16 protein-coding genes and 1 pseudogene are annotated in these 20,998 nt (G+C 69.5%); 8 read left to right on the forward strand and 9 right to left on the reverse strand.

The annotated features are described in order from the left end of the window. Positions 1–107 precede the first annotated feature (107 nt). The 4 genes from Acor_RS42335 to Acor_RS24745 all read right to left on the reverse strand — a co-directional run bounded on the left by Acor_RS42335 (position 108) and on the right by Acor_RS24745 (position 5,570). A complete protein-coding gene (locus Acor_RS42335; RefSeq protein ID WP_170317063.1) occupies positions 108–518 on the reverse strand; it encodes a hypothetical protein in 411 nt (136 codons plus the stop codon). Positions 519–562: 44 nt separating this feature from the next. Further along, a complete protein-coding gene (locus Acor_RS24735) occupies positions 563–1,915 on the reverse strand; it encodes an nSTAND1 domain-containing NTPase (protein ID WP_155339130.1) in 1,353 nt (450 codons plus the stop codon). After that, entirely contained in the window at positions 1,912–2,622 is a 711-nt protein-coding gene (locus tag Acor_RS24740; protein ID WP_155339131.1) for an nSTAND1 domain-containing NTPase, read from the reverse strand. Before Acor_RS24740 ends, Acor_RS24735 begins: the two co-directional genes overlap by 4 nt. A gap of 152 nt (positions 2,623–2,774) precedes the next feature. Further along, a complete protein-coding gene (locus Acor_RS24745; RefSeq protein ID WP_155339132.1) occupies positions 2,775–5,570 on the reverse strand; it encodes an AfsR/SARP family transcriptional regulator in 2,796 nt (931 codons plus the stop codon). 324 nt (positions 5,571–5,894) lie between these two features. Between Acor_RS24745 and Acor_RS24750 the strand changes: the two genes are divergently transcribed. From Acor_RS24750 to Acor_RS24770, 5 genes are all read left to right on the forward strand, one after another. After that, positions 5,895–6,455 (forward strand): RICIN domain-containing protein, encoded by a 561-nt coding sequence (locus tag Acor_RS24750; protein ID WP_155339133.1) that lies wholly within the window; start codon positions 5,895–5,897, stop codon positions 6,453–6,455. A gap of 69 nt (positions 6,456–6,524) precedes the next feature. Then, complete coding sequence (locus Acor_RS24755; protein WP_155339134.1) at positions 6,525–7,511, forward strand: hypothetical protein; 987 nt, start codon at positions 6,525–6,527, stop codon at positions 7,509–7,511. Positions 7,512–7,607: 96 nt separating this feature from the next. Then, the gene (locus Acor_RS24760) at positions 7,608–10,667 is read left to right on the forward strand and encodes a golvesin C-terminal-like domain-containing protein (RefSeq protein WP_155339135.1); all 3,060 of its coding nucleotides are present in this window, start codon (positions 7,608–7,610) and stop codon (positions 10,665–10,667) included. A gap of 25 nt (positions 10,668–10,692) precedes the next feature. After that, positions 10,693–13,602 carry a hypothetical protein gene (locus Acor_RS24765; RefSeq protein ID WP_155339136.1) on the forward strand — a complete coding sequence of 970 codons (2,910 nt, stop codon included), beginning with the start codon at positions 10,693–10,695 and terminating at the stop codon, positions 13,600–13,602. Between the two features lie 27 nt (positions 13,603–13,629). After that, the gene (locus tag Acor_RS24770; protein ID WP_155339137.1) at positions 13,630–13,956 is read left to right on the forward strand and encodes a hypothetical protein; all 327 of its coding nucleotides are present in this window, start codon (positions 13,630–13,632) and stop codon (positions 13,954–13,956) included. A gap of 180 nt (positions 13,957–14,136) precedes the next feature. Here Acor_RS24770 and Acor_RS24775 read toward each other — a convergent pair whose 3' ends face one another. Further along, positions 14,137–15,111 carry a helix-turn-helix transcriptional regulator gene (locus Acor_RS24775; protein WP_155339138.1) on the reverse strand — a complete coding sequence of 325 codons (975 nt, stop codon included), beginning with the start codon at positions 15,109–15,111 and terminating at the stop codon, positions 14,137–14,139. A gap of 121 nt (positions 15,112–15,232) precedes the next feature. Between Acor_RS24775 and Acor_RS24780 the strand changes: the two genes are divergently transcribed. Next, the gene (locus Acor_RS24780) at positions 15,233–15,628 is read left to right on the forward strand and encodes a RidA family protein (protein ID WP_155339139.1); all 396 of its coding nucleotides are present in this window, start codon (positions 15,233–15,235) and stop codon (positions 15,626–15,628) included. 46 nt (positions 15,629–15,674) lie between these two features. Further along, the gene (locus tag Acor_RS24785; RefSeq protein ID WP_246239074.1) at positions 15,675–16,151 is read left to right on the forward strand and encodes a DUF488 domain-containing protein; all 477 of its coding nucleotides are present in this window, start codon (positions 15,675–15,677) and stop codon (positions 16,149–16,151) included. A 78-nt stretch (positions 16,152–16,229) separates the two neighbouring features. Here Acor_RS24785 and Acor_RS24790 read toward each other — a convergent pair whose 3' ends face one another. The 4 genes and pseudogenes from Acor_RS24790 to Acor_RS24805 all read right to left on the reverse strand — a co-directional run bounded on the left by Acor_RS24790 (position 16,230) and on the right by Acor_RS24805 (position 20,333). Continuing rightward, positions 16,230–16,940, reverse strand: coding sequence for a VOC family protein (locus Acor_RS24790; protein WP_218034457.1), 711 nt, complete (start codon positions 16,938–16,940; stop codon positions 16,230–16,232). A 57-nt stretch (positions 16,941–16,997) separates the two neighbouring features. Continuing rightward, positions 16,998–17,267 (reverse strand): annotated as a pseudogene (locus tag Acor_RS24795) (aldo/keto reductase); the annotation flags it as partial. A gap of 41 nt (positions 17,268–17,308) precedes the next feature. Beyond that, positions 17,309–18,685 (reverse strand): NADP-dependent succinic semialdehyde dehydrogenase, encoded by a 1,377-nt coding sequence (locus Acor_RS24800; protein WP_155339142.1) that lies wholly within the window; start codon positions 18,683–18,685, stop codon positions 17,309–17,311. Between the two features lie 178 nt (positions 18,686–18,863). After that, positions 18,864–20,333, reverse strand: coding sequence for a sensor histidine kinase (locus tag Acor_RS24805; RefSeq protein ID WP_155339143.1), 1,470 nt, complete (start codon positions 20,331–20,333; stop codon positions 18,864–18,866). Between the two features lie 65 nt (positions 20,334–20,398). Here Acor_RS24805 and Acor_RS24810 point away from each other — a divergent pair, with 65 nt between their 5' ends. Next, positions 20,399–20,950, forward strand: a complete 552-nt coding sequence (locus Acor_RS24810) for a hypothetical protein (protein WP_155339144.1) — start codon at positions 20,399–20,401, stop codon at positions 20,948–20,950. Positions 20,951–20,998 lie beyond the last annotated feature (48 nt).

Below are 20,998 nucleotides of genomic sequence, written 5' to 3' on the forward strand. Positions count from 1 at the left end.
GTTCTGGCGGGTCAGGGTGGAGCGTCCGGCGCGGTCAGGGACATCTCCGTGCGGGCCCGGGCAGTTTGAGTTGCTTGCCGTTCTCGGCCAGGGTCATGCCCCCCGAATTAAGGGCATCCGGTAGGGACGACGTCGGGTGCGTACACCGCCCATTCGTCCCGGGTCAGGGAATCCCCTGGAATCGCGCACATGGCGGCGAGAAGATCGGGCGGAAAGCCCGCCAGCATCCGGACCCAGCCCTCCGCGGGGTTGCTACTGCTGCTGGCCAGGGTGCGGCCGTCGGGGCTGAAGGCCACCGAGGTCGGATAGCCGTCGCGGGTGGGAAAGACCGCACGTAACGGCCGGGTCAGTACGGCCATCATGCTGTAGCGGGCTTCGGCCGTCGGGTAGGCCTGCCAGGCCGCGGCCGCCAGCCGAGGGTCGTCGTCGGGAGCCTGTTCGCTCCGTGCGGCCAGGACCTGGGACGCCGCGACATCTCGCTGGCCGATGGCGGTCTGCTGGGCTCGGATGGCGATCACCGCGGTCCCGGTGGCCAGGACGAGCAGAACCGCCAGAGCGCCGATCAGTCCCCGGCGCAGGCGCGCGGTCCGAGTCTCCGCGGCGACCGAGGCGCCCAGGAACTCGGCGGGAACGCCCGCCAGATCAGGGTAACGGTCCGGGTCGGCCTGCCAGCCGGGCACCAGTTCCCGAACGCCGGCCAACCGCTCGCCCCGGTACAGATAGCCCGTCGGCCCGCCATTGCGCCGCCAGTCGTGAGCATCCTCGAGCAACTGGCTGTATCTGGCGTGACTCGCCAGATCACCCTCCAGCCAGGCTCGCAGCTGAGGCCAGCCCACCAGCAGGCATCACGAGCGATCTGCACCGTCTCCCGGTCCACCACCAGCAACCGCCGCTTGGTGAAAACCTCCAGCACCCGCGCGACACCCGACACATGACCGACCAGGCCGGGTCCGGGATCCTCAGGAGCGAGGGAGCCATCATCACCACCGATGCCCAGCACCGCTCGTGGGACCGCGCGGCGGGCTGGTATGCCGTCCGACGTCACTGTGGTCAGTTGGTGGAACAGGCGCCGGGCGGCTGCTTTCGCGTCCTCGTCCAGTTCCCGATACGCGGCGTCGGCGGAGGCGGCCACCGCTTGCCGGACCCCTCCGGTGCGGCCGTAACCCCGGCGGGTCAGCCGGATGCCCTCGCGGTGCTCCCAGATGGTCAGCATCGCCTGGGAGAGCAGCGGCAGCGTCCCGGCCAGCGGCTCGCCCGGTCCCTGACGCAACTCAGCCAGGATGTCATCGGCCAGCCCGGCCTCCAGTTCCAGCCCGGCCTCGGCGGCCGGTCCCGTGATGGCCAGGCGCAGCTCCGGCTCGTTCATCGGGCCGACGATGAACGGCTGCGCCAGGGCCGGGGCCAGCAGCCGGAAGCCCGCGCATCGATCGATGTAGTCGCCCCGGACCGCGAGCACCACCAACGCGGCCGGGATCTGCTCCGGCCCGCAAGGCCGCGTCGCCGCGGCGTGCAGGGCGGCGATCAGCGCGGCCGCTTGCCCTTCGGACGAAACGGCCGCCGAGCTGTCGACTCCGGTGAAGACCTCCTCGAACTGGTCGATGACCAGAAGCAACCGGCTCGCCGCCGCCTCCCTGCCCGACAGCCCTCGCCGTACGGCGTCCGCCTCGACCGCCTGGCGGACCAGCAGGTGGCACTGCTCGGGATGGTCGGCCAGCTGCCGCAGCACCGAGGTGACCTCCAGCCCGGCCAGTCCGGCCAGCAGCGTGGCCAGGCGTTCCAGTGGCGCGGAGGTCGGCCGGTCCAGCACGCCACGCGGCCACTGCCTGGCCTGCTCGCTCAGCTTCCCCTGTGCCAGCGCGGGCCACAGTCCCGCACGCAGCAGCGAGGACTTGCCCGCCCCCGACGCCCCGGTCACCACCACCAGCCCGGCCCGGCCAGCCGCTGGGCCAACGTGGCCACCAGCTCGGCGACTGTGGTCTCACGCCCGTAGAACACCGGCGCGTCGTCCTCGTGGAAGGCCACCAGCCCCTTGTAAGGGCAGAGCTGCCATACCGCCGGGCGGGACCGGCCTCGGTCGCCGGGATCGCGGGTGCGTCGCTCGATCACCGCGACCTGGTCGGCCAGCAGCCGGATATCGGTCGCCTGCCGATACTGCGGGCCCACGGACACCTGCAAGTCGGCGTTCGCCTGGTCCATCCGCTCACGGATCAGCCGCAACTGCAGCGCCACCTCGGCCGTCACGAACCCGAACTCCGCGAACTGCTCCGCCAGCCCGATCAGCCCCGTCGCCAACTGCTGTTGCAACAGGCGATCCCCGCTGACCACCGCCTGTTCGATCGCCGCCCCGACCAGATCGTGCTTCCGCATGACTTCGGCGATCTCCGCCCGTAACAGGTCGGCTTGTTCCCCGCCGGCCTCCAGAACGGCCTGGATCCGCTGCTCCACCACGGTTTGCGGGTCCTGCGAGTCGGCGGGTTCCAGCCGGTTGATCGCCGCCTTGACCACATCGGTGAGCACATTGCCGCCCACCGCGGCCAGCGCGCCCACCATCGCCGCGGCGGCCGTGGCGCTCGGCAGCAACAGTGGCCCCAGCGCGCCCGCCGACAGCACCGCCAGCAACATCGGCGGCGTCCATCTCGCGCCCCGATCCCCGCCGCCACGGCAAGCCGCGCGATCCGCGCCCGAATGCCGGTACGCATCAACTCCGACGCGTCGTCAGGCGGCTGCATGCCCACGCGCCTATATCGCCGGATACCTACGAAACGTTCCCAACGTCATGGACGTTTCCGTGCCTGGTGTACCTCCTGCGACTCCGCCCGCGCCTGGCGTACCCACTCCTCGTTGCCCAGTTGCTCGGCGAGGGTGATCGCCTCGGAGATGTGGTCGAGGGCTTCGTCGGGGCGGTCCAGCTGCCGGCACGCCTGCGACAGCCAGATGAGACAGCGCAACTGACCGATGCGGTAACCGGTCGTACGGAACTGCGCCAGGGCCGCCGCCAGGTGGTAGCGCGCCGCTTTCGGGTCGTCGTTGCGCAGACGCAGTTCGCCGAGGAGTGTCGCGGCGGTGCCCTGATGGGTCAGATCGCCCGCCCGCTCGGCGTCGTCCAGCGCCTCGGTCAACGCCTGTGCCGCCTCCCGCACACTGCCCAGTTCCTGGTGGGCGGTGCCTTTCATGATGAGGGCGTAGCGTACGCCCACTCCGCTGCTGATCTGCCGGGCGATGCCGAGCTGGCGCTCGGCGTAGTACAGAACCCGGTCGTAGCGCCTCCGGTGCACGTGGAGGTTGGCCAGGTTGCCCAGCGCGCGCTGCTCGCCGAAAAGATCCTCCCGTTTCGCGCACAGCGCCAGCTGTCTCTCCAGGTATACGGCGGCCTCGTCCAGCTGCATCTGCGCCTGCAGTCCACCCGCCACGTGGCCGAGGGCCTCGGCGGCCATCGCCTCGTCGTCCAGCCGCCGGCTCACCTTCAGCGCCTGCTTGTTGAGGGAGACGAGGTCGGTCTCCAGAAAGTTGAAGCGCTGGTGCCACATCAGGCCGAAGGCGATCGCCACGCCGAGCCGGGCGATCTCCGGGTCGGCGTCGGCCATGGCCTGCGTGGCGGCCGCCGTCAGGTTCGCCGCCTCCTCCGCGAGCCACGCCGCCGCCTCGTCGGCGCCGCTCACCTGGTGGGGGAGTACGGAAGACGGGCAGAAACCGAGGTCCGGGGCGGCAGGCTGAACCCGGTGCGGGTCCCGGACTCTGCTGGCGTGCTGAGCCGAGAGCGTGAAGTAACGCAACGCGTCCCGTAAGGGCTCGCGCGAGGGCAGCCGGCCGGCCAGCTCGGTGGCGTAGAGCCGGACCAGATCGTGCGGCTGATAGTGGTCGAGGCGGTTGCGGTCCAGCAGGTGGGCGTCCACCAGCCGCTCCAGAGCGCGCTCGGCCTCCGGCACCGGTGTGCCGAGCAGAGCGCCGGCCACCTCGGCCGTGATGTCATGCACATGCAGCAAGCCGAGAAGGGCCAGTGCGTGCGCGGCCAACCGGCTGGAAGGACGGGCGCTGCCGCGCAACGACTGCCAGCTGGCCGACAGACTGGATCGGACCGCCAGGTCCCCGGCCGCCAGCTCGTGCAGCCGCTCCCGCTCGTCGCGTAGCCGCGCGACCAGCGCCGACAACGGCCAGTCCGGCCGGTCGGCCAGCCGCGCCCCGGCGATGCGCAACGCCAGCGGCAGGCCGTCGCACAACCGGACCAGACCCGCCGCCGCGCCCGGGTCCGCGGCGACCCGGTCAGCGCCGGCCAGCTTGGCCAGTACGGCTACCGCCTCATCGTGCGGCATCCGGCTCAGGAGCTGCTGGACGCAGTCGTCGCCGGCAACCATGCTCTCCCGGCTGGTCACCAGCAGGCAGGTGCCGTGCGGCGCCGACAGCAGCGGCTGGATCTGGCCGAGGTCGACCGCGTCGTCCAGCAGCACCAGCATGCGCTTGGCGTGCAGCCGGCTGCGCCACAGGGCCGCGGCCTCGTCCACATCCGACGGCACCGCTTCGGCCGGCACGCCCAGCGCGCGCAGGAACCGGCCCAGCACGTCCTGGGCCGAGAGCCGGGGCACGCCCGGCGTCGCCCCCCTGAGGTGGACGAACAACTGCCCGTCCGGAAAACGCTCCTTGACCTGATGCGCGATCCGTACGGCCAGAGCGGACTTGCCGACGCCGGGCGCGCCGGACACCACGACCAGCGGCGGCGGAGCGGCACCGTCCGGGGGAGCGAGCACCGCCCGCAGCCGCACGGTCTCCTCCAAGCGGCCGACGAAACCGATCAGGTCGGAGGGCAACTGGCGCGGCGGCGGCAACCGCGTCTCGACGGTGGGGCGCTCGGCAGTGAGGCGGAGGATGCGCTGGTGGCAGGCGCGCAGCCCCGGGCCGGGGTCCACGCCCAGCTCCTCAGACAGGACCCGCCGCCCCTCCTCGAACACCTCCAGAGCCTCGGCCTGGCGGTCGCATCGGTGCAGCGCCAGCATGAGCAGCTCGCGCACCTTCTCGCGAAGCGGGTGCTGGCGGGTCAGATCCTGGAGGAAGGGGAGTGCCTCCTTCGGCTGCGACAAGCTCAGCAGCACCTCGGCCCGCCGCTCCAGGGCGACGAGGCGACCTTCGTGCAGGCGGGCACGCTCGGCCTCCGCGAACGGGCCGGGAACCCCGGCCAGCGCCTGTCCGTTCCACAGCCGCAGCGCCTGGTCGAGGCAGAACAGCTCACCTGCGAGATCCCCTGACTCCTGGGAACGGCGGGAGGCGTCCAGGTGGTCGGCGAAGGCGCCCACGTCGGTCTGCAGGCGATGCAGCCGCAGCGCGTAGCCGGCCGCGGTACGGGCCAGCAGAGCGGAATGTTTGTGGCGGCCTCGGTCGGGTTCGAGCGCCCGCCGCAGACCCGCGACATAGAGATAGACGCTCTGCGCCGCGCTGGGCGGGGGCCCGTCACCCCACAGGGCGTCGACCAGCTGGCTCAGCGGCACCATCCGCCCGGGAGGCGAGGCCAGCACCGCCATGACCGCCTGCTGACGCGGCGGGCCGAGATGCAGATTCGTCCCGTCTCGAAGTCCTGTCACGGGCCCAAGAAGGCAAATGAAGGTTTCCTCAGCCACACCTGCTCCGCAATCGTGGTGATCGCTTACCAGCGGAGCCTAGCCACAAGATCCCACGAAAATAAAGCCCAATTTTGGCGTGCCATCGCCGTTGAACCGCTCGCCCCGGCTCGGCGCGGCCGGCGAGGTGGGGACACAGCCTGCTTCGGCCCGCTGCTCCGCAGCCGTGTCATGCGGGGCATTTAGATTAAATATAGATCACCGCTGTACTGTCCGTTCTCGTGCGTTCTGGTGAAATTCCCCTCCTTTTGAAGAAAGGTATTCATGCGAACGCGAAGAATTCTTACCGTGGCCGCGGCCGCCCTGGCCCTGACCGTGACCACACAGGCGTCGGCGGACATCTGGTATGCCGACTACAGTCATTTCCACCGCCTGTCCTTTCTCACCAACGGAGCTATGGACAACGCCAACTCGCGGCAGGTCAACGGAAATCCGGTCATTCTCTACGCGCGCACCAACAACCCGAACCAGTGGTGGCAGCACTGGGTTCGGGACACCGACCTGGCGGAGGTCTACTATACGAACGCCGGCGCCAGCGACTACGTCATCACCGGCCATGGCTCGACCGGCCTGGCCTACGGCGCGCGGATCTACGTCCACCAATATGCGCCCTTCCAGCAGAACAACCAGCGGTGGTATCCCGCCAGGTACAACTCCGGAAACGGCAGCGCCTGCGCCCTGGATCCGAACATCCCCAGGGCCGACCTTTTCTGCACCGCATACTTATCGGTGGTCAGCACGAATATGTGCATCGACGATCCCAACAGCACCAACCAGTCCGGCACCCAATATTGGGCCTACGGGTGCAACGGCACCAACGCGCAGCTCTTCCAGGAAAACGCGGCATGAGATCGCCGGTGAAATGACCGGCCAGAAAACATGCCACGCCGTCGGGCCACGACCAGAATCGGGAAGAGCATGCGAAACAGATTGATTCTCATGGTGTCCACGTTGGGTGTCGGAGGTGTGATCTTCGCCGCCATGCTGCACGCGGCCGACGCGGACACCCTGCAACCGGTGACAGTCCCCAGCGGAATGCAGACGCAGCCCGCACCGCCGGAGCCGACGATTCCGCCGAGTCCGGACAACTCCATGATCGTGAACTTCGAACCCCCGCTGGAGGCGCTGCCCCAGCTCACCAGCCTGGCCGACGCCGCCCTGCCGCTGGACGCCTACCGGCTCTCTCCTGAGCAGGCGGCGATCAGGAACCCGGTCTGGCTGAAGCTGGAGCAGAACTGCATGGCCGGATTCGGGCTGGAGGGAATCGTCGGGTCCAGGATCCGTGACGTACCCAGCCAGTCCCGGGTGGCCGGGCACCTGAGCGTCGTGACGGCGCGGGAGAAGGGCTACCAGCCCACGGCGGCCGCACCGCCCGTGGTCGACCTGCCGGTCCGGACGAAGCTGTTCACCAGCGCGGACACCCAGGCCGCGACCGGTATCTTCACCGGCTCGCTGACGAGCTACCAGGGCAAGCCGGTCCCGCAGGGAGGGTGCCGCCAGGCCGCCAGCGACATCATCAACGCCGGTGTCGGCTCGTTCGCCCTCGACCCCAGTGACCTGGCGTTCTCCTCCGGCTCGCTGACCACGAAGGACAGCAGGGTCCTGCGGGCCGCCAAGGGCTGGGCGGACTGCATGGCCAAGGCCGGCCTCTCCTACCAGTCTCCCGAGGATGCCGCGCAGGATCCGCGGTGGATGGCGGGGGAGCGGGGAAGCGCCGCGGAGAAGACCGCCGCCACCGCCGATGCCCAGTGCCGGGTGACCTCGGACCTCTCGCGCTACCAGGTCGCGGTGGAATCCGCGTACCAGAAGGTGCTGATCTCCAGGCACCAGAAGGACCTGGAGCGGGTCAGGGAGCAGATCGCCAAGCAGGTCGAGAACGCAGTGAAGGCCGCGAAGACGGCCTGAGAGAGCTAGCGGCGGGGGGCGCAGGTGCCCGCCCCCCGCCGCGACCCGTCCCCACCGGAGACATGCCGCCACGCGGCGCGAAGAACCGGAGTGACAATGCTCGGACGTGGGCCGACGCGGTCGGCCGCCCTACTGGCCGTTCCCCTCATGGCGGCCACCATCATCCTCCCCGTGTTCACCCCCAAGCCCGTCGAGGCCGCCGCCGTCCAGCGCCAGATCCAGCAGACCGCCCCCAGGGACGTCCCGGCCGTCGACGACCGGCTCTCTTCCGTGAAACCGGCCGACAGGGACCGCGCGCTGGTCAAGGGATGGGCCGTGTCGACGGATCTCGCGATGACGACCTCGGGCGACTCCACCGGCTTCCACGTGCTGGTCGCCGAGGCGAGCACCGGATATCAATGGCGCACTCTGGCGTCCCTCTCCGAACCGGGGATGGACACCGACCAGTGGATCGGCAACGCCTGCGTGACCGGGTCGGGGGACCGGGTCGCGGTGGTCTACGCCCCCCGCCACTTCACCAACCGTCCAGAACTCTTCGCCCGCGGCGCCTTCGCCGCGATCGTCAAGGTGGCCGACGGCACGGTCGCCAAACTCAAGGACCAGGTGTCCCTGGCCTACTTCAATCCCGGGTGCGGCGCCGACGACGTGGTCGCCCTCACCCAGGGCGCGGTCGAGGAGCACCGGACCAGCCGGCTGCTCAGGGTGGAATCGGGGAGCGGGAAGACCTCCCGGGTGGCGGTGCTCCCCGGGCAGTACACCTCCGGAGTTCCGTACCAAGATGGCATCGTGGCCGCCACGGGGGCTGGCGTCATCGCCGTTTCGGGTTCGGGCCAGACCCGGACGCTGGCAAAAACGGGTTCTGTCCCCTTCGACGTGCACGTGGACAGTCAGGGTGGGGTGGTCTTCGCCGAGCAGGGGGCCGGCCAGGTCACCGTCAGGTACCACCACGACGGCAGGACCAGGACCCTCGCCACCGGAGCCCAGGGTGATCTCTCGGTTCAGGCGGGCAAGGCCGGGAAGATCTTCCTGCTGGGCCGGAGCCGACCGGCCGGAAGCCTGCCCGGCACGATGGCCGTGGTCGAGGGGTCCGCGCAGGGTCAGGTCTCGTCCCAGGGCGAGCTCGTCGTCACCAGTGCCGCCCGGCGGGGGCTGCGTCATGGGCTGGGCGGCGATCCCAAGGACACCGGAATCGACGGAGTCGGCCGCGACAACGGGACGGCCGAACCCGTCGACGTGGTGAGCGAGGTGCCCGCCACCAAGGCGAAGCTGACCTTCGAGGTCGCCGTGACGGCCAGGCCGGCGCCCGCGCTGGCCACCGGCGGCAAGCTGAACGCCCGCCTATCGACCGTACGGCAGGCGATCACCCTGGCCGAGGATCCGGTCGACGTGGGCTACACCTGCGCGGTTCCCCGCAACGACCCGAAGGTTCAGGTCTACCAGCCGCACTGGCGTCAGGTGGAGTGGGCCGTGGACCAGCTGGTGCAGGAGCGGCTGACGCTGACGCGGACTTGGCCGGGGATGGACGCCTGGTCCCCGCAGCAGATGTTCGATCCACCGGCCCTGCGGGGCGGCGGACGGGTGCCGACCAACATCATGCTGGGCATCCTGGCCCAGGAGTCCAACCTCTGGCAGGCCCAGCGGCGGGTGGCCGAAGGGGAAACCGGCAATCCGCTGGTGGGCAACTACTACGGGGTCAACGTCTACGACGCCAATCCCGCCAACGACTGGGACATCGACTTCTCCAAGGCGGACTGCGGGTACGGAATCTCGCAGCGGACGGACGGTATGCGCCTGGGCGGGCCCGGCCTGACAGCGCACGAGCAGAAGGCGGTGGCGCTCGACTACGTCACCAACATCGCGGCCGGGCTGAAGACCCTGTCCGAGAAGTGGAACCAGATCTGGGACGACTCCGCCGGCGCCGTGATCGCCAACAACGGCGACGAGGCGAAGCTGGAGAACTGGTACTTCGCCATCTGGGCCTACAACTCCGGCTGGCATCCGCTCGCCGCGGCGAACGGCAACGACGCCGACGGCCAGCCGAACAACGGGGCCTGGGGGGTCGGCTGGACCAACAATCCCTCCAATTCCATCTGGAAACCGGGACGCCGTCCGTTCCTGGACGGCAACAGCTACGCCGACGCGGCCTCGCCGCAGTTCTGGCCGTACCAGGAGAAGGTGCTGGGCTGGGCGGCCTGGCCCATCACGAAGAGCTTCTGGGACCCCGCCCTGGGCAGGATGACCGACCAGGCCGGCTACAACGCCGCCTGGTGGAACGACGCCGCCTACCGTTCCCAGGTGGTCCCCGCGATCGCCGGGCCGGGCGGGATCTACACGGTGGACGTGAACGCGTTCTGCCTCGCGCCCGGCGCCACCGGGCACAACAACTGCCAGCCGGGGACCACGAACTCGCAGAACCCGCCCGCCAGCACGGCCGGCACCTGCCTGCGCGCCGACTTCAAGTGCTGGTGGCACGTGCCGAAGGTGTGGAAGGGGAACTGCGCGCTCCTGTGCGGCAACGAGGGCACCATCCGATACTCCGACACGGTCTGGGCCTCGACGGAACGGGAGGCGCCACGGGACTTCTGGTATCCGTGCAAGACACCCGGGCTGCCGGCCGGGGCGCTGATCGTGGACGACGTGCCGACTTCCGCGCCGCCCATTCGGGGCGGCTGCGACAACAGCGGCTGGACCAACTCGGGCGCCTTCACCCTCGAATTCGGCAGGGACGCGGCCGGAAAGACCCCGGCGAAGGCGGACTTCCAGCAGCTCGGCAACGGGTTCGGCGGCCATCAGTGGTTCGGGTACGCGCGAAACGCCAGCCACAACGGGGAGGTGATGAGGGCCACCGGCACCTGGACGGTGGGCCAGCAGGTCACCGGGCTCCGGCAGGTCTTCGTGCACCTGCCCGACCACTACGGATACACCAGGCAGGCGCGGTACGACGTGCACACCGCACAGGGCATCCGGCCCCGGGTGATCACACAGCGCCCGGTCAAGGCCAACCCCGGACAGCAGGCGAACCGCTGGGTCTCGCTGGGGGTCTTCACCTTCTCCGGTACGGCGAAGGTCTCGCTCAGCACGCTCAACGGCAACGGGACGGGCGACGAGAGCGTGGTCTTCGACGCCGTCGCCTTCGCCCCCGTCTCCTGTCCCTGACGCGTCACGAAGGACGGTGTTGATCATGAGGTCGAAGACGTCCCGCGCCCGGTGGAGAGTCATCGCGACCGCCCTGGCGGCGGTCACCGTGACCTTTGCCCCGCCGGCCGTGGCGCCGCGCGCGAACACGACGGAGGCGGCCGTGAGTCCGGCGAGCGTCCGGACCGACCCGAGCCCGGCTCCATCGGAGAAGACCCGGCCATACCGGCCAGTCGAGCCGAAAAAGAGCGAACTACACAAGGAGCTCGCGGGGAAACGGCCGGATTTCGGGCCGCGAGATCCCATCACCCAGGCGTGGGCGCGCGAGCAGATCTCCGCGGACGAATACGTGGATCTTTCCCTGAAACGGCTGGCCAGACCGGCGGACCTGCCGGGAAGGTTCCGTACGGAAGGGGAACTGCCCTCCTCCACGGGATTGGCGCTCGCCTACGCCCTCGACCAGCAGGGCAAGGCGTCGCCGGAGATGGCCAGGGCGGCCCGCCTGACCACCATTCCCGGCCCGCAGACACAGCTCGCCGCTCCGTGGACGGGGTGTGACGTTGAATACGAGTATTTTCTGGAAGTGTTCGACTGCCAGAAGGTCGTCGGCGGCTTGTCCCGGCCGGTCTCGATCTACTACCGGATCGACGGCCTCACCGCACGGGACGGCGTGCCCGCGGTCGATGTCAACAGCAACGGCGTGCCGGACGCCATCGACCGGTTCGCCGCCGACATGACGGCCGCGTGGGGAGCGTACGAGTCCTGGGGGTACACCTGGGCGCCCGGTTCGGTCAACGTCTTCTTCGGGATCGACTGGAACGGCCAGAATCCGGGGGTGACGTTACCCTTCGGGGACTACGGCACCGACGGGGCGAAGATCCTGCTGCCCTCCGACCCCGGACCCGACAGGTACACCTACCTCGCCTACCACGAACTCTTCCATGCCACGCAGTACCACTACATCCCCACCCCGGCACTGCTGCTCGATCTTCCCTCGGTGAACTGGTGGATGGAGGCGACGGCGGAGTGGGCCGCTCATCGGGCGTATAACCAGTTGGGCGCAAGCGCACCCGGCAGGAGTCTGTACGCCAGCTCGGTGAGTCAGTTCCTGGACCAACCCTCTCTGCCCGTCAACACCAGCACCTGGCCCTGGGAGGCGCACAAGCGTCAGTACGGCGCGTTCCTGCTGGCCCAGTACCTGACCGAGCAGACCGACCAGCATTTCATCCGCCGCACCTGGGAGATGATTCCGGTCCTGCTCCCGCTGGACGCCATAGCAAGCGTCCTCAGCGGGTACGGCCTGACCCTGCCCAACCAACTTGAAGGATTCTCCATAGCGACCTATCGGCTGGCGACCGACCACGCCGGTCTGAGCGGCTTCGTCGGTTCCGGTGTCGGTTACAGCGACCCGCACGCGCCCGGGGTCTGGGCGTCCACGTCAGCGTTCGCAGGACGCCCGAAGCGTTCCGCGGAGCGGACCATGTCGTGGGGCGGAACGACGAGCGGCTCGTTCGAGCTCGGCCCGAGCGGCGCGAGCTACGTTGAGTTCACTCCCACCGCGACCGGCCGGAGCAGAATCACCCTCACCCTGCAACCCGCACAGGGGACCATCCCGCTGGCCGTGTTCCGCCATGTGCTCGTCACGTGGCCAATCGCCGGGGGAGCGCCAACGGACACCCCCGTCCGATGGATTCGCCCAGATGAGTCCGGACAAATCAGCATCGCCGTTGACCCGGGGCAAATGGCAACGTTGATCACGACGCGGACGGACATTGTCTCCTCCTCGCTGTCCGCGGCCAATGAGCTGACCAGGCAGCGGGTGGACTGGAGCGCGACGCTGGCGGCCGAGTCCACGACGCAGCCCAACACCGCGCTCGACACCATGTGGACGACGCGCGCCAGCACGGCCGGGTGCGCCGACTGGAGCGGCGGCGACGCCGTCCAGTCGACTCGGCTGCCCAGCGGGAAACGGGCCTGGTTCTTCTCCGACACCTTCCTCGGCGACCCGGCCAAACGCGGCGCCGGGAACGAGACCAGCTACATCCGCAACTCCGTCGTCGTCCAGAACGGCACGTCGCTGCGGACCATGACCGGCGGAAGCACCTGCCGCGAAACCGACCAGAGCACCGACTTCTGGTCCCGGTACGCCAAGACCCCGGCCGGGGACGGCGGCCAGTACTGGACCGGGGACGCCAAGGTCGTCCCGGGCGGCGAGGTGATCAAGTTCTACTACGAAGGGATCGGGGACGAGAACACGCGGGCGTCGTACGCGCGGATCCCCTTCGCGAACCTCGAAAGCGGCAGTGTGCTGTCGGTCACGCCGACCAACCTCAGGGACTGCTCGGCCCGGCCGCCGTACCCGGTCATCTGGGGGGCTTCGCTGCTGGACCATGACGGGTACACCTACATCTACGGCTGGGAGGCCGACGGCGCCAATCCGCAGAAGTCCTTGTATCTCGCGCGTACGCCGAACGTCTCCCCGGCCGACGATCTGGTGGACGAGAACCGCTGGCAGTATTTCGGCGGGACCTCAGGCGGGGCCGCGCAGTGGGTGGGGTCGTGTACGGGCGCCAAGCCGTTGCAGCCGAAGACCGAGGCCGACTTCAGCGTGATCCGCCTCAACGGCAGGTTCTGGCTGGTCCACCACACTCCGGGACAGAACCCCGGAAAGATCGTGGCGATGCCGTCCTCGACCGTGTGGGGGTTCGGGGCGGACACGGTGGACCTCTACACGCCGCCGGAGGCACACCCGTCCCCGGCCCGCGCCACGGTCTACGGAGCGCGGGTTCACCAGGACATCCTGTCCGGCACCGGGAAGGTCTCGGTCTCCTACACCGTCGGGACCACGGCCGCGAACGCGTCCTGCTTTCAGCGTGGTTACTATTTCCCCGACGACCAGTACCCCCGTTTCGTCGATGTGCCGGTGACCGCGTTCTTCTCCACGACAGTGCTCTGACCCATCGGCCACGGAAGGGAGAGCCGGATGCGTTCTGGCGGCTGGAGGGGCGTGCTGGGCGCGACCGCCCTGACGGTCGTCCTGGCCGCCTGCCAGATCCCTCGGTCCGCCATCTTCTCCGTCGTCAACGACTCGGCCGAGACCGTTGTGGTGACCCGGAGCGGAATGGTGTACGCGACCCTGCCGCCGACGCAGAGCCGTGACCTGTCCTTCCCCGAGAACAGGTGCGCCGCCGAGACCCCTCCGCCGGACGAGTTCAAGGCCACCTCGGCGAGTGGCCGGGAGTACGTCTACGGGCATCCCGCGTGCAACGGGAACACCTGGCGGATCGGGGTCTCCCCGTCCGGCCCGTAGACGTCACCCTCGTCTGTTGACCCAGACGCAGGGCATGCTCACTTCCGGAGTGGCCGGGTCGGCCAGCGGGATCGTGAAGGTCTTGGCCGGCGCCGGGAGGACCAGACCGGCGGTGAGGTTGGCCAGCCCCCCAGCCCAGGCATGAATCCCTCAAATGAGGGAGTACCAGGGGATCTACTGTCAGGATGACACTCCGTAGCGGGTGGTGATCGCGGTGGCGCGGTTGCGCAGGGAGTCGCGCAACCACTGCGGGGCCAGGGCTTCCGCGTTCGTGGTGAGTTGCCAGAGTGCCCATTCGGCGTGTCTCGGGTCTTGGAAGGTCACCTCCAGGCGCAGCCAGCCGTCCGCGTCGGCTTCCTCGGCGAGGACGGACAGCGCTGTGCCCACCAGGTCCTCCCGCCGCCTTGGGTCCACCCGTACCAGCACGGTGACCTGGTCGCCGCCGGTCCGGAACCGCGTGCTGCGTTCCTGCCAGGCCCGGTCCAGGTCGACTCGGTCTGGTCGCTGTGCGGGTTCGGCGAGTTCCGTGGCGGCCAGGATCCGGGACAGCCGGTAGGTGCGGTCCGCGCCGGACCTCGTGGCCAGCAAGTAGCCCCGGTCGCGTACGGTGACCAGGCCGATCGGGTCCACCGTGCGCCACTTCGGGGCCTGGTCCACGGCCGCGTAGTGGATGAGCAGCTTGTGTCCGGCGAACACCGCGCGCAGGACCTCGGCCACGATGGCGTCAGGCACCTCCTCAGCGACCAGCCGACGCGAGAGGAGGTCGGTCTCCGGGTCGATGAGCAATCGCTCGGCCGCGCCGGCCGCGATGTCCCGATAGCTTTCGGGTAGCGCGTCAACCACCTTGAGCATCGCCGAAGCGAGCGCCGCGCCGAGGCCGAACGCCTGCGCGCCGCGCCGCGATCCGGCGACCAGCAGGGCAAGGGCCTCGTCGTGGTTCAGTCCGGTGAGCTCGGTCCGGAAACCGGGCAGCAACGCGAAACCGCCATGCCGGCCGCGTTCGGCGTAGACCGGGACGCCGGCCGCGGACAGCGCCTCGATGTCGCGCAGCACGGTGCGGGTGGATACCTCCAGCTCGCCGGCCAGCCCCGCCGCTGTCAGCCGACCGTGCTGCCGCAGCAGCAGCACCAGCGAGACCAACCGGTCGGCACGCATACGAAAACCCTACAGAAATACGTGACACAGGATGTCGTGATTTGCCTGGAGGCTTATCGACGTGGCTAACGAGCCGATCGACGTACGTAATGTCGACGAATCGAATGGAGCTGATGGGGCAATGGAACGAACTGCGGTCAACCCGTGGGCGTGGTCGGTGGAGATGGGGTACAACCAGGGCGAGATCGTCTCCGGGCACACCCGGACCCTGTACTGCGCCGGCCAGACCGCGATGAGCGGCGACGGCAAGCCCCAGCATGCCGACGACATGGCGGCCCAGTTGGCGTTGAGCCTCGACAACCTGGAGGCCGTACTCGGCGAGGCCGGCATGTCCCTCGCGAACCTCGTCCGGCTCAACGTCTACACCACCGACGTCGACCGGCTCTTCGAGCACTACGGCGTGCTGGCGTCGCGGTTGGGCGCCGCCCGAGTGGCACCGTCCACCACGATGCTCGGAGTGGCACGGCTGGCGATCCCCGACCTGATGGTCGAACTTGAGGGGACCGCCGTCGCGTGATGCGACCTCACGAGTAACAGGCAGGTGGGTGATTCCGGTGCTCAGAATGGTGACAATCGGCGTCTATGGCTTCGACGGCGAGTCCTTCCTGCAACGACTGCGGCACGCGGACGCCCACCTGCTGCTCGACGTACGCCAGCGCCGCGGTGTCCGCGGACCTGAGTACGCCTGGGCCAACTCACGCCGGCTGCAGGTGGCCCTCGCCCAGGCCCGGATCGCCTACGAGCACCACCCCGAGCTGGCCCCAACCACCGAGTTACGCCAGCTCCAGTACGCCGAGGACCATCGCCAAGGGGTCGGCAAGCGCTCACGCCGCGAACTCGCCGCCGAGTACACCCGCCGCTACACCACCGAGATCCTCGACCGCGCCGACCTCACCCCGATCGTCTCGGCGCTGCCGAGCAGCGGGACCATAGCGCTGCTCTGTGTCGAACGCGACCCCGAGGCATGCCACCGCTCGTTGATCGCCCAGCGGCTGACGGAACAGCACCGCGTCACGATCGAGCACCTGCGCCCGCTGTGACACGTGAATCCGGCCAGTGAGCGGGGGCGCGTCGGTTCTCCAGGTCCAGGTCCTCGACGTGGAAGGAAAGGCTCCGGGTCAGCGCGGGGTGAGGAGGCAGAACTCGTTGCCCTCCGGGTCGGCCAGGCATGTCCACGGGACGTCGCCCTGGCCGAGGTCGACATCGGTGGCGCCCAGAGCCCGCAACCGGGACACCTCGGCCGCCTGGTCGTCTCCGGGGTAGGGCCGGAGGTCGAGATGGACGCGGTTCTTCACAGTCTTCGCATCCGGCGTACGGAGGAACTCCAGATACGGGCCGACACCCTTGGCGGAACGCAACACCGCATGATCGTCAGTCACCTCGTGCAGGGTCCAATCCATCGCCTCGTCCCAGAACCGGGCCATGGCCCGCGGGTCCGCGCAGTCGATCACCACGGCGGCGATCGGCCCGGTGTCCTGGTAGATCTCCCGGGGCTCCAGCACGCAGAACTCGTTGCCCTCCGGGTCGGCGAGGACCGTCCACGGGACGTCACCCTGGCCCACGTCGGCGGGTGTCGCACCGAGATCCATGAGACGCGCGACCAGGTCCGCCTGGTGGCTCGCGGAGGTGGTGGCGAGGTCGACGTGCACGCGGTTCTTCACCGTCTTGGGTTCCGGGACGGTGATGACGTCGATGCAGACGGCGACGGGGTCGGGATAGACGAAGCCCACGGGTTCGAGGTTGGTCACGCCGGGTTCCTCACTGGCAACACCCCAGCCGAGCGCCTCCGCCCAGAACCGGCCGACCACGGAGTCATCCCGAGCATTCATCGCAATCTGAACAAGTCGCCTCGCCATGCCGTCGATCCTGCCATACCGTGTTGCCCGTTACTCGATGGCCGCGGTCAGCTCGGCGACGTCGTCATCGGTCAGGTGGACGCTCGCGGCGGCCACGTTCTGCTCTAGATGCGCAACCGATGATGTGCCCGGAATGGGCAGCATGACTGGCGAGCGGCGCAACAACCACGCGAGCGCGAGCTGCGACGGTGTGGCCGACAGCCGGGACGCGATGCTCTCAAGCGGGCCGCCTGTCTTCACCAGGTCGCCGGTGGCCAGCGGAAACCATGGGATGAAGGCGATCTGGTGGCGTTCGCAGTAGTTGAGTACGTTCGGACGTCACGTCCGGGGGCTGATGGGTGTCAGCCCATCCAGATGGTTTTGAGATTGCAGAACTCCCTGATCCCGTGCGTGGACAGCTCGCGGCCGTAGCCAGAGCGCTTGACGCCGCCGAAGGGCAGTTCCGGATACGAGGTCGTCTTGCCGTTGATGAACACCTGGCCGGCGTACAGGTCGGCCATGAACCGTTCCTTCTCGGTCTTGTCGTTCGTCCAGGCGTTGGATCCCAGGCCGAAGGTGGTCGCGTTGGCGATCTCCAGCGCCTCCTCGATGTCGGCCGCCCGGTAGAGCGAGGCGACCGGGCCGAACACCTCCTCGGCGAAGATGCGCATATCGCGGGTGATGTCCGCGATGATCGTCGGCGGGTAGAACCAGCCCGCCCCGTCCGGCCGCCGTCCCCCGCACAGGACGGTCGCCCCGGCGGCGATCGCGTCGTCCACCAGTTCCTCGACGTCGGCCCGGCCCTGTTCGGTGGCCAGGGGTCCGACGTCGGTGGCCGGGTCGAACGGGTCCCCGACCGTCAGCTCGCGCATGCGTGCGACGAACTGCTCGGTGAAGGCGTCGTAGATGTCGGTGTGGACGATGAACCGCTTGGCGGCGATGCAGGACTGCCCGTTGTTCTGCACCCGGGCATCCACCGCGGTCGCCACGGCGCGATCCAGGTCCGCCGAGGGCATCACCACGAACGGGTCGCTCCCGCCCAGCTCCAGCACGGTGTGCTTGACCTCGTCACCGCAGATCGCGGCCACCGATCGGCCGGCCGGTTCGCTGCCCGTCAGGGTGGCGGCGACCACCCTCGGGTCCCGCAGGATCGCCTCCACTTTCCCGGAGGAGATGAGCAGCGCCTGGAAACAGCCTTCGGCAAATCCGCCGCGCCGAAGGACGTCCTCCAGGTACAGCGCGCACTGCGGCACGTTGGAGGCGTGTTTGAGCAACCCGACGTTGCCCGCCATCAGCGCCGGCGCGGCGAACCGCATCACCTGCCACATCGGGAAGTTCCACGGCATCGCCGCGAGCACCACACCGAGCGGCTGGTAGCGGCCCAGGGCCCGCTCCGCCCCGACCTGCGACGGATCGGCCAGGACTTCGTCGGCGAGGAACTCGGCCGCGTGGTCGGCGTAGTACCGCATGCCGTGGGCGCATTTAAGCGCTTCGCCGTGGGCCGAGGCCAGGGTCTTGCCCATCTCGGTGCTCATCAACTGAGCGGCGTGGTCGACTTCCTTCTCGACCAGATCCGCAGCGGCCCGCATGCACTCGGCCCGCTCGTCGAACCCGGTGAGACGGTAGGTCCGCCACCGTTCGTGGGCGACGCCGATCTTCTGTTCGACCTCGGCCTCGGTCAGTTCTGGAAACGTTCTGACCGTCGTTCCGGTCGCGGGATTGATCGTGGCAATCGCCATGACCGGCCCCCTCCTGGTCGTCTGAGCACTCGCTACGCTGGCGACGCGACTCTCGATCGGGGAGCACCCAGAATGGATGAAACTCTCCTTCCAACCTATCGACCATGACCGGGCTCCCAGTCATCGCGAGGCAAAAACTCGTCCAGCCTGACTGGTGAGCAGGGGCGGCCGTGGCGGGTCAGGCGTCGGTGAGGGCCTGTGCGGGGATGGCGCCGTTGACGCGGGTGCCGCGGCCGGGTGTGGAGTGGATGTGCGCCTGACCGCCCAGGGCGGACAGCCGGTCGTCGATGTTGGTGAGGCCGGTGCCGGCGAGCGTACGGGCGGGGTCGAAGCCGATGCCGTTGTCGCTGACCTGGAAGCAGAGCCGGCCGCCGTCGGCGGTCAGGTCGATGGTGATGGTGGTGGCGCTGCTGTGGCGGATGGCGTTCTGGATGGCTTCCAGGCAGCAGAAGTAGGCCGCCGCCTCGATGGTGCGGGGGTAGCGGCCGACCTTCCGCGCCGTGACCGATACGGAGACGGGCAGGTCGCGAGCGTGGTCGCGTAACGCGTCGGTGAGCCCCGCCTGTTCGAGCAGGGGCGGGTGGAGCCCGCGGGCGAGGGCGCGGAGCGATCGCACGGCCACGTCGACGTCCGCGCCGATGTCGTCGAGCTCGGTCGTGAACGGGCGGGTTTCGCTGTGCCGGTCGAGGTGGGCGCGCAGGGTGGCGAGCCGGATCCGCAGGGCGATGAGGCGGGTCTGGGCGCCGTCGTGGATGTCGCGTTCGAGCCCGCGGCGGGCGTGGTCGTGGGCTTCGACGAGGCGCCGGCGTGAGGCCTGCAGGTCGGCGAGCCGGGCCTGGAGCTGGCTGGTGAGCCGGTCGTTGCGCAGGACGATGCCGAGAGTGTGGGCGACGTCGCCGAGCAGTTGCGGCGCGTCGGGGACGAGATCGGCCCGCGCGGTCGCGTAGAGGCGTACCTCGCCGAAGGTCTCGCCCTGGTGCCGTACGGCGGCCACCAGCACCGCCGGATCCGCCGACGGCGGGTGCGGATCGGCCGCGAGGCGCACTTCGGCCCGCGTGGCGCCGGTGCTGCGTACCAGCAGTTCGGTCACCTCGGCCAGGACGTCCGCCGCGGAGGCCGCGCTGGCGTGGGCGGCCAGGCGTGACATCACCTCGGTGCGGTCGGCGCTCCGGCGGAAGATCAGCTGGTCGACCAGCTTCCTGGTCCGGCGGCGGGCCGGTTCGACGAGCAGCGCCACCGAGCCGGCGGCGGCCAGCGTCAGCAGCCGGCTGTCGACGCGCTCGCCGGCCAGGCCGGTCGCGCCGTACAGGATCGCGGCGCAGACGGCGGCGACCAGCAATGAGATCACGGCGGCCACCGCCGCACGGCCGAGCACCGGTTCCAGGTCGTGCAGGCGGTATCGGGCCACCGCGAGGGCGTAGGCGACGATCAGGAGGTTGAAGCTGACGAGGATGGCGGGGATCCAGATGTGCTGCCAGGGGTAGGTGAGGACGGCGATGGCCGCGAACCCGACGGCGGTCACGCCCGCCACCTGGAACGGCCGCCGCCGGGTGGCGTCCGCCCGCCGCCACCGCCGCAGGAGGCTGCCGATGCTGGCGGCGACCGCGCCGGCGACCAGCAGCCCTCCGGGGGCGAGCAGGACCCGCAAGAAAGACCGGCGCCTCTGCGGGGGTCCAGCCGGCCGTGGGCCACCTGTCGATGACGAATGCCGTCATGAGCAGACCTCCGCCCGCGGCGGCCGCCGCCACGATGGGCCGCCAGGCGCGGCCGGACAGGGTGCCGTCAGGGAAGGCGAGCAGCAGGACGGTGGCGGCCAGCACCGGCGCCGGCACCCACAGCCAGCCGGTCACCCACAGCGGGATCGCCGCGCCCAGCGGCAGATCCGCGGGCGCCAGTCCGGCCGCGATCCGGGTCAGCGGCGCCGTGAACCCGGCGGCCACCAGTGCCATGTCGGCCCACACCGAGACCGCCGTGTGCAGCACGTGGACGACGCCGATGGCGAACAGAACCCATCCCGCGACATTGCGCGGCTGCCGGCGCAGCACCAGACGGCCCATCCACAGCAACACCACCGCCGAAGGCCCGTTCTGGAACAGGAAGAGCCCGTACTGCACCTCGGCCGACCGCTGCCGCAGCAGCATCACCGCGAACGCCGCCACCACCAGGGCCGTACCGGCCACCGCGACAGGGGTCACCACCCGCAGCCACCACCCGTCGCGCTGCTTCATCTCGCAATTATCGGCGCCCGCAACACCGGTCCGATAGAGGAGCCAGCCGAACCGTCGGGGTGCGGCTGGCCGCACCAGCAGTTGG

It is taken from the genome of Acrocarpospora corrugata (genome assembly GCF_009687845.1).
Taxonomy (GTDB): domain Bacteria; phylum Actinomycetota; class Actinomycetes; order Streptosporangiales; family Streptosporangiaceae; genus Acrocarpospora; species Acrocarpospora corrugata.

Bases quoted from the DNA above. Each gene is read 5' to 3' on its own strand.
- Acor_RS24800 (WP_155339142.1), bottom strand. From the start codon at position 18,685: ATGGCGATTGCCACGATCAATCCCGCGACCGGAACGACGGTCAGAACG.
- Acor_RS24810 (WP_155339144.1), top strand. From the start codon at position 20,399: ATGAGCAGACCTCCGCCCGCGGCGGCCGCCGCCACGATGGGCCGCCAG.
- Acor_RS24775 (WP_155339138.1), bottom strand. From the start codon at position 15,111: ATGCGTGCCGACCGGTTGGTCTCGCTGGTGCTGCTGCTGCGGCAGCAC.
- Acor_RS24760 (WP_155339135.1), top strand. From the start codon at position 7,608: ATGCTCGGACGTGGGCCGACGCGGTCGGCCGCCCTACTGGCCGTTCCC.
- Acor_RS24765 (WP_155339136.1), top strand. From the start codon at position 10,693: ATGAGGTCGAAGACGTCCCGCGCCCGGTGGAGAGTCATCGCGACCGCC.
- Acor_RS24790 (WP_218034457.1), bottom strand. From the start codon at position 16,940: ATGAATGCTCGGGATGACTCCGTGGTCGGCCGGTTCTGGGCGGAGGCG.
- Acor_RS24770 (WP_155339137.1), top strand. From the start codon at position 13,630: ATGCGTTCTGGCGGCTGGAGGGGCGTGCTGGGCGCGACCGCCCTGACG.
- Acor_RS24780 (WP_155339139.1), top strand. From the start codon at position 15,233: ATGGAACGAACTGCGGTCAACCCGTGGGCGTGGTCGGTGGAGATGGGG.
- Acor_RS24755 (WP_155339134.1), top strand. From the start codon at position 6,525: ATGCGAAACAGATTGATTCTCATGGTGTCCACGTTGGGTGTCGGAGGT.
- Acor_RS24785 (WP_246239074.1), top strand. From the start codon at position 15,675: ATGGTGACAATCGGCGTCTATGGCTTCGACGGCGAGTCCTTCCTGCAA.
- Acor_RS24740 (WP_155339131.1), bottom strand. From the start codon at position 2,622: ATGTTGCTGGCGGTGCTGTCGGCGGGCGCGCTGGGGCCACTGTTGCTG.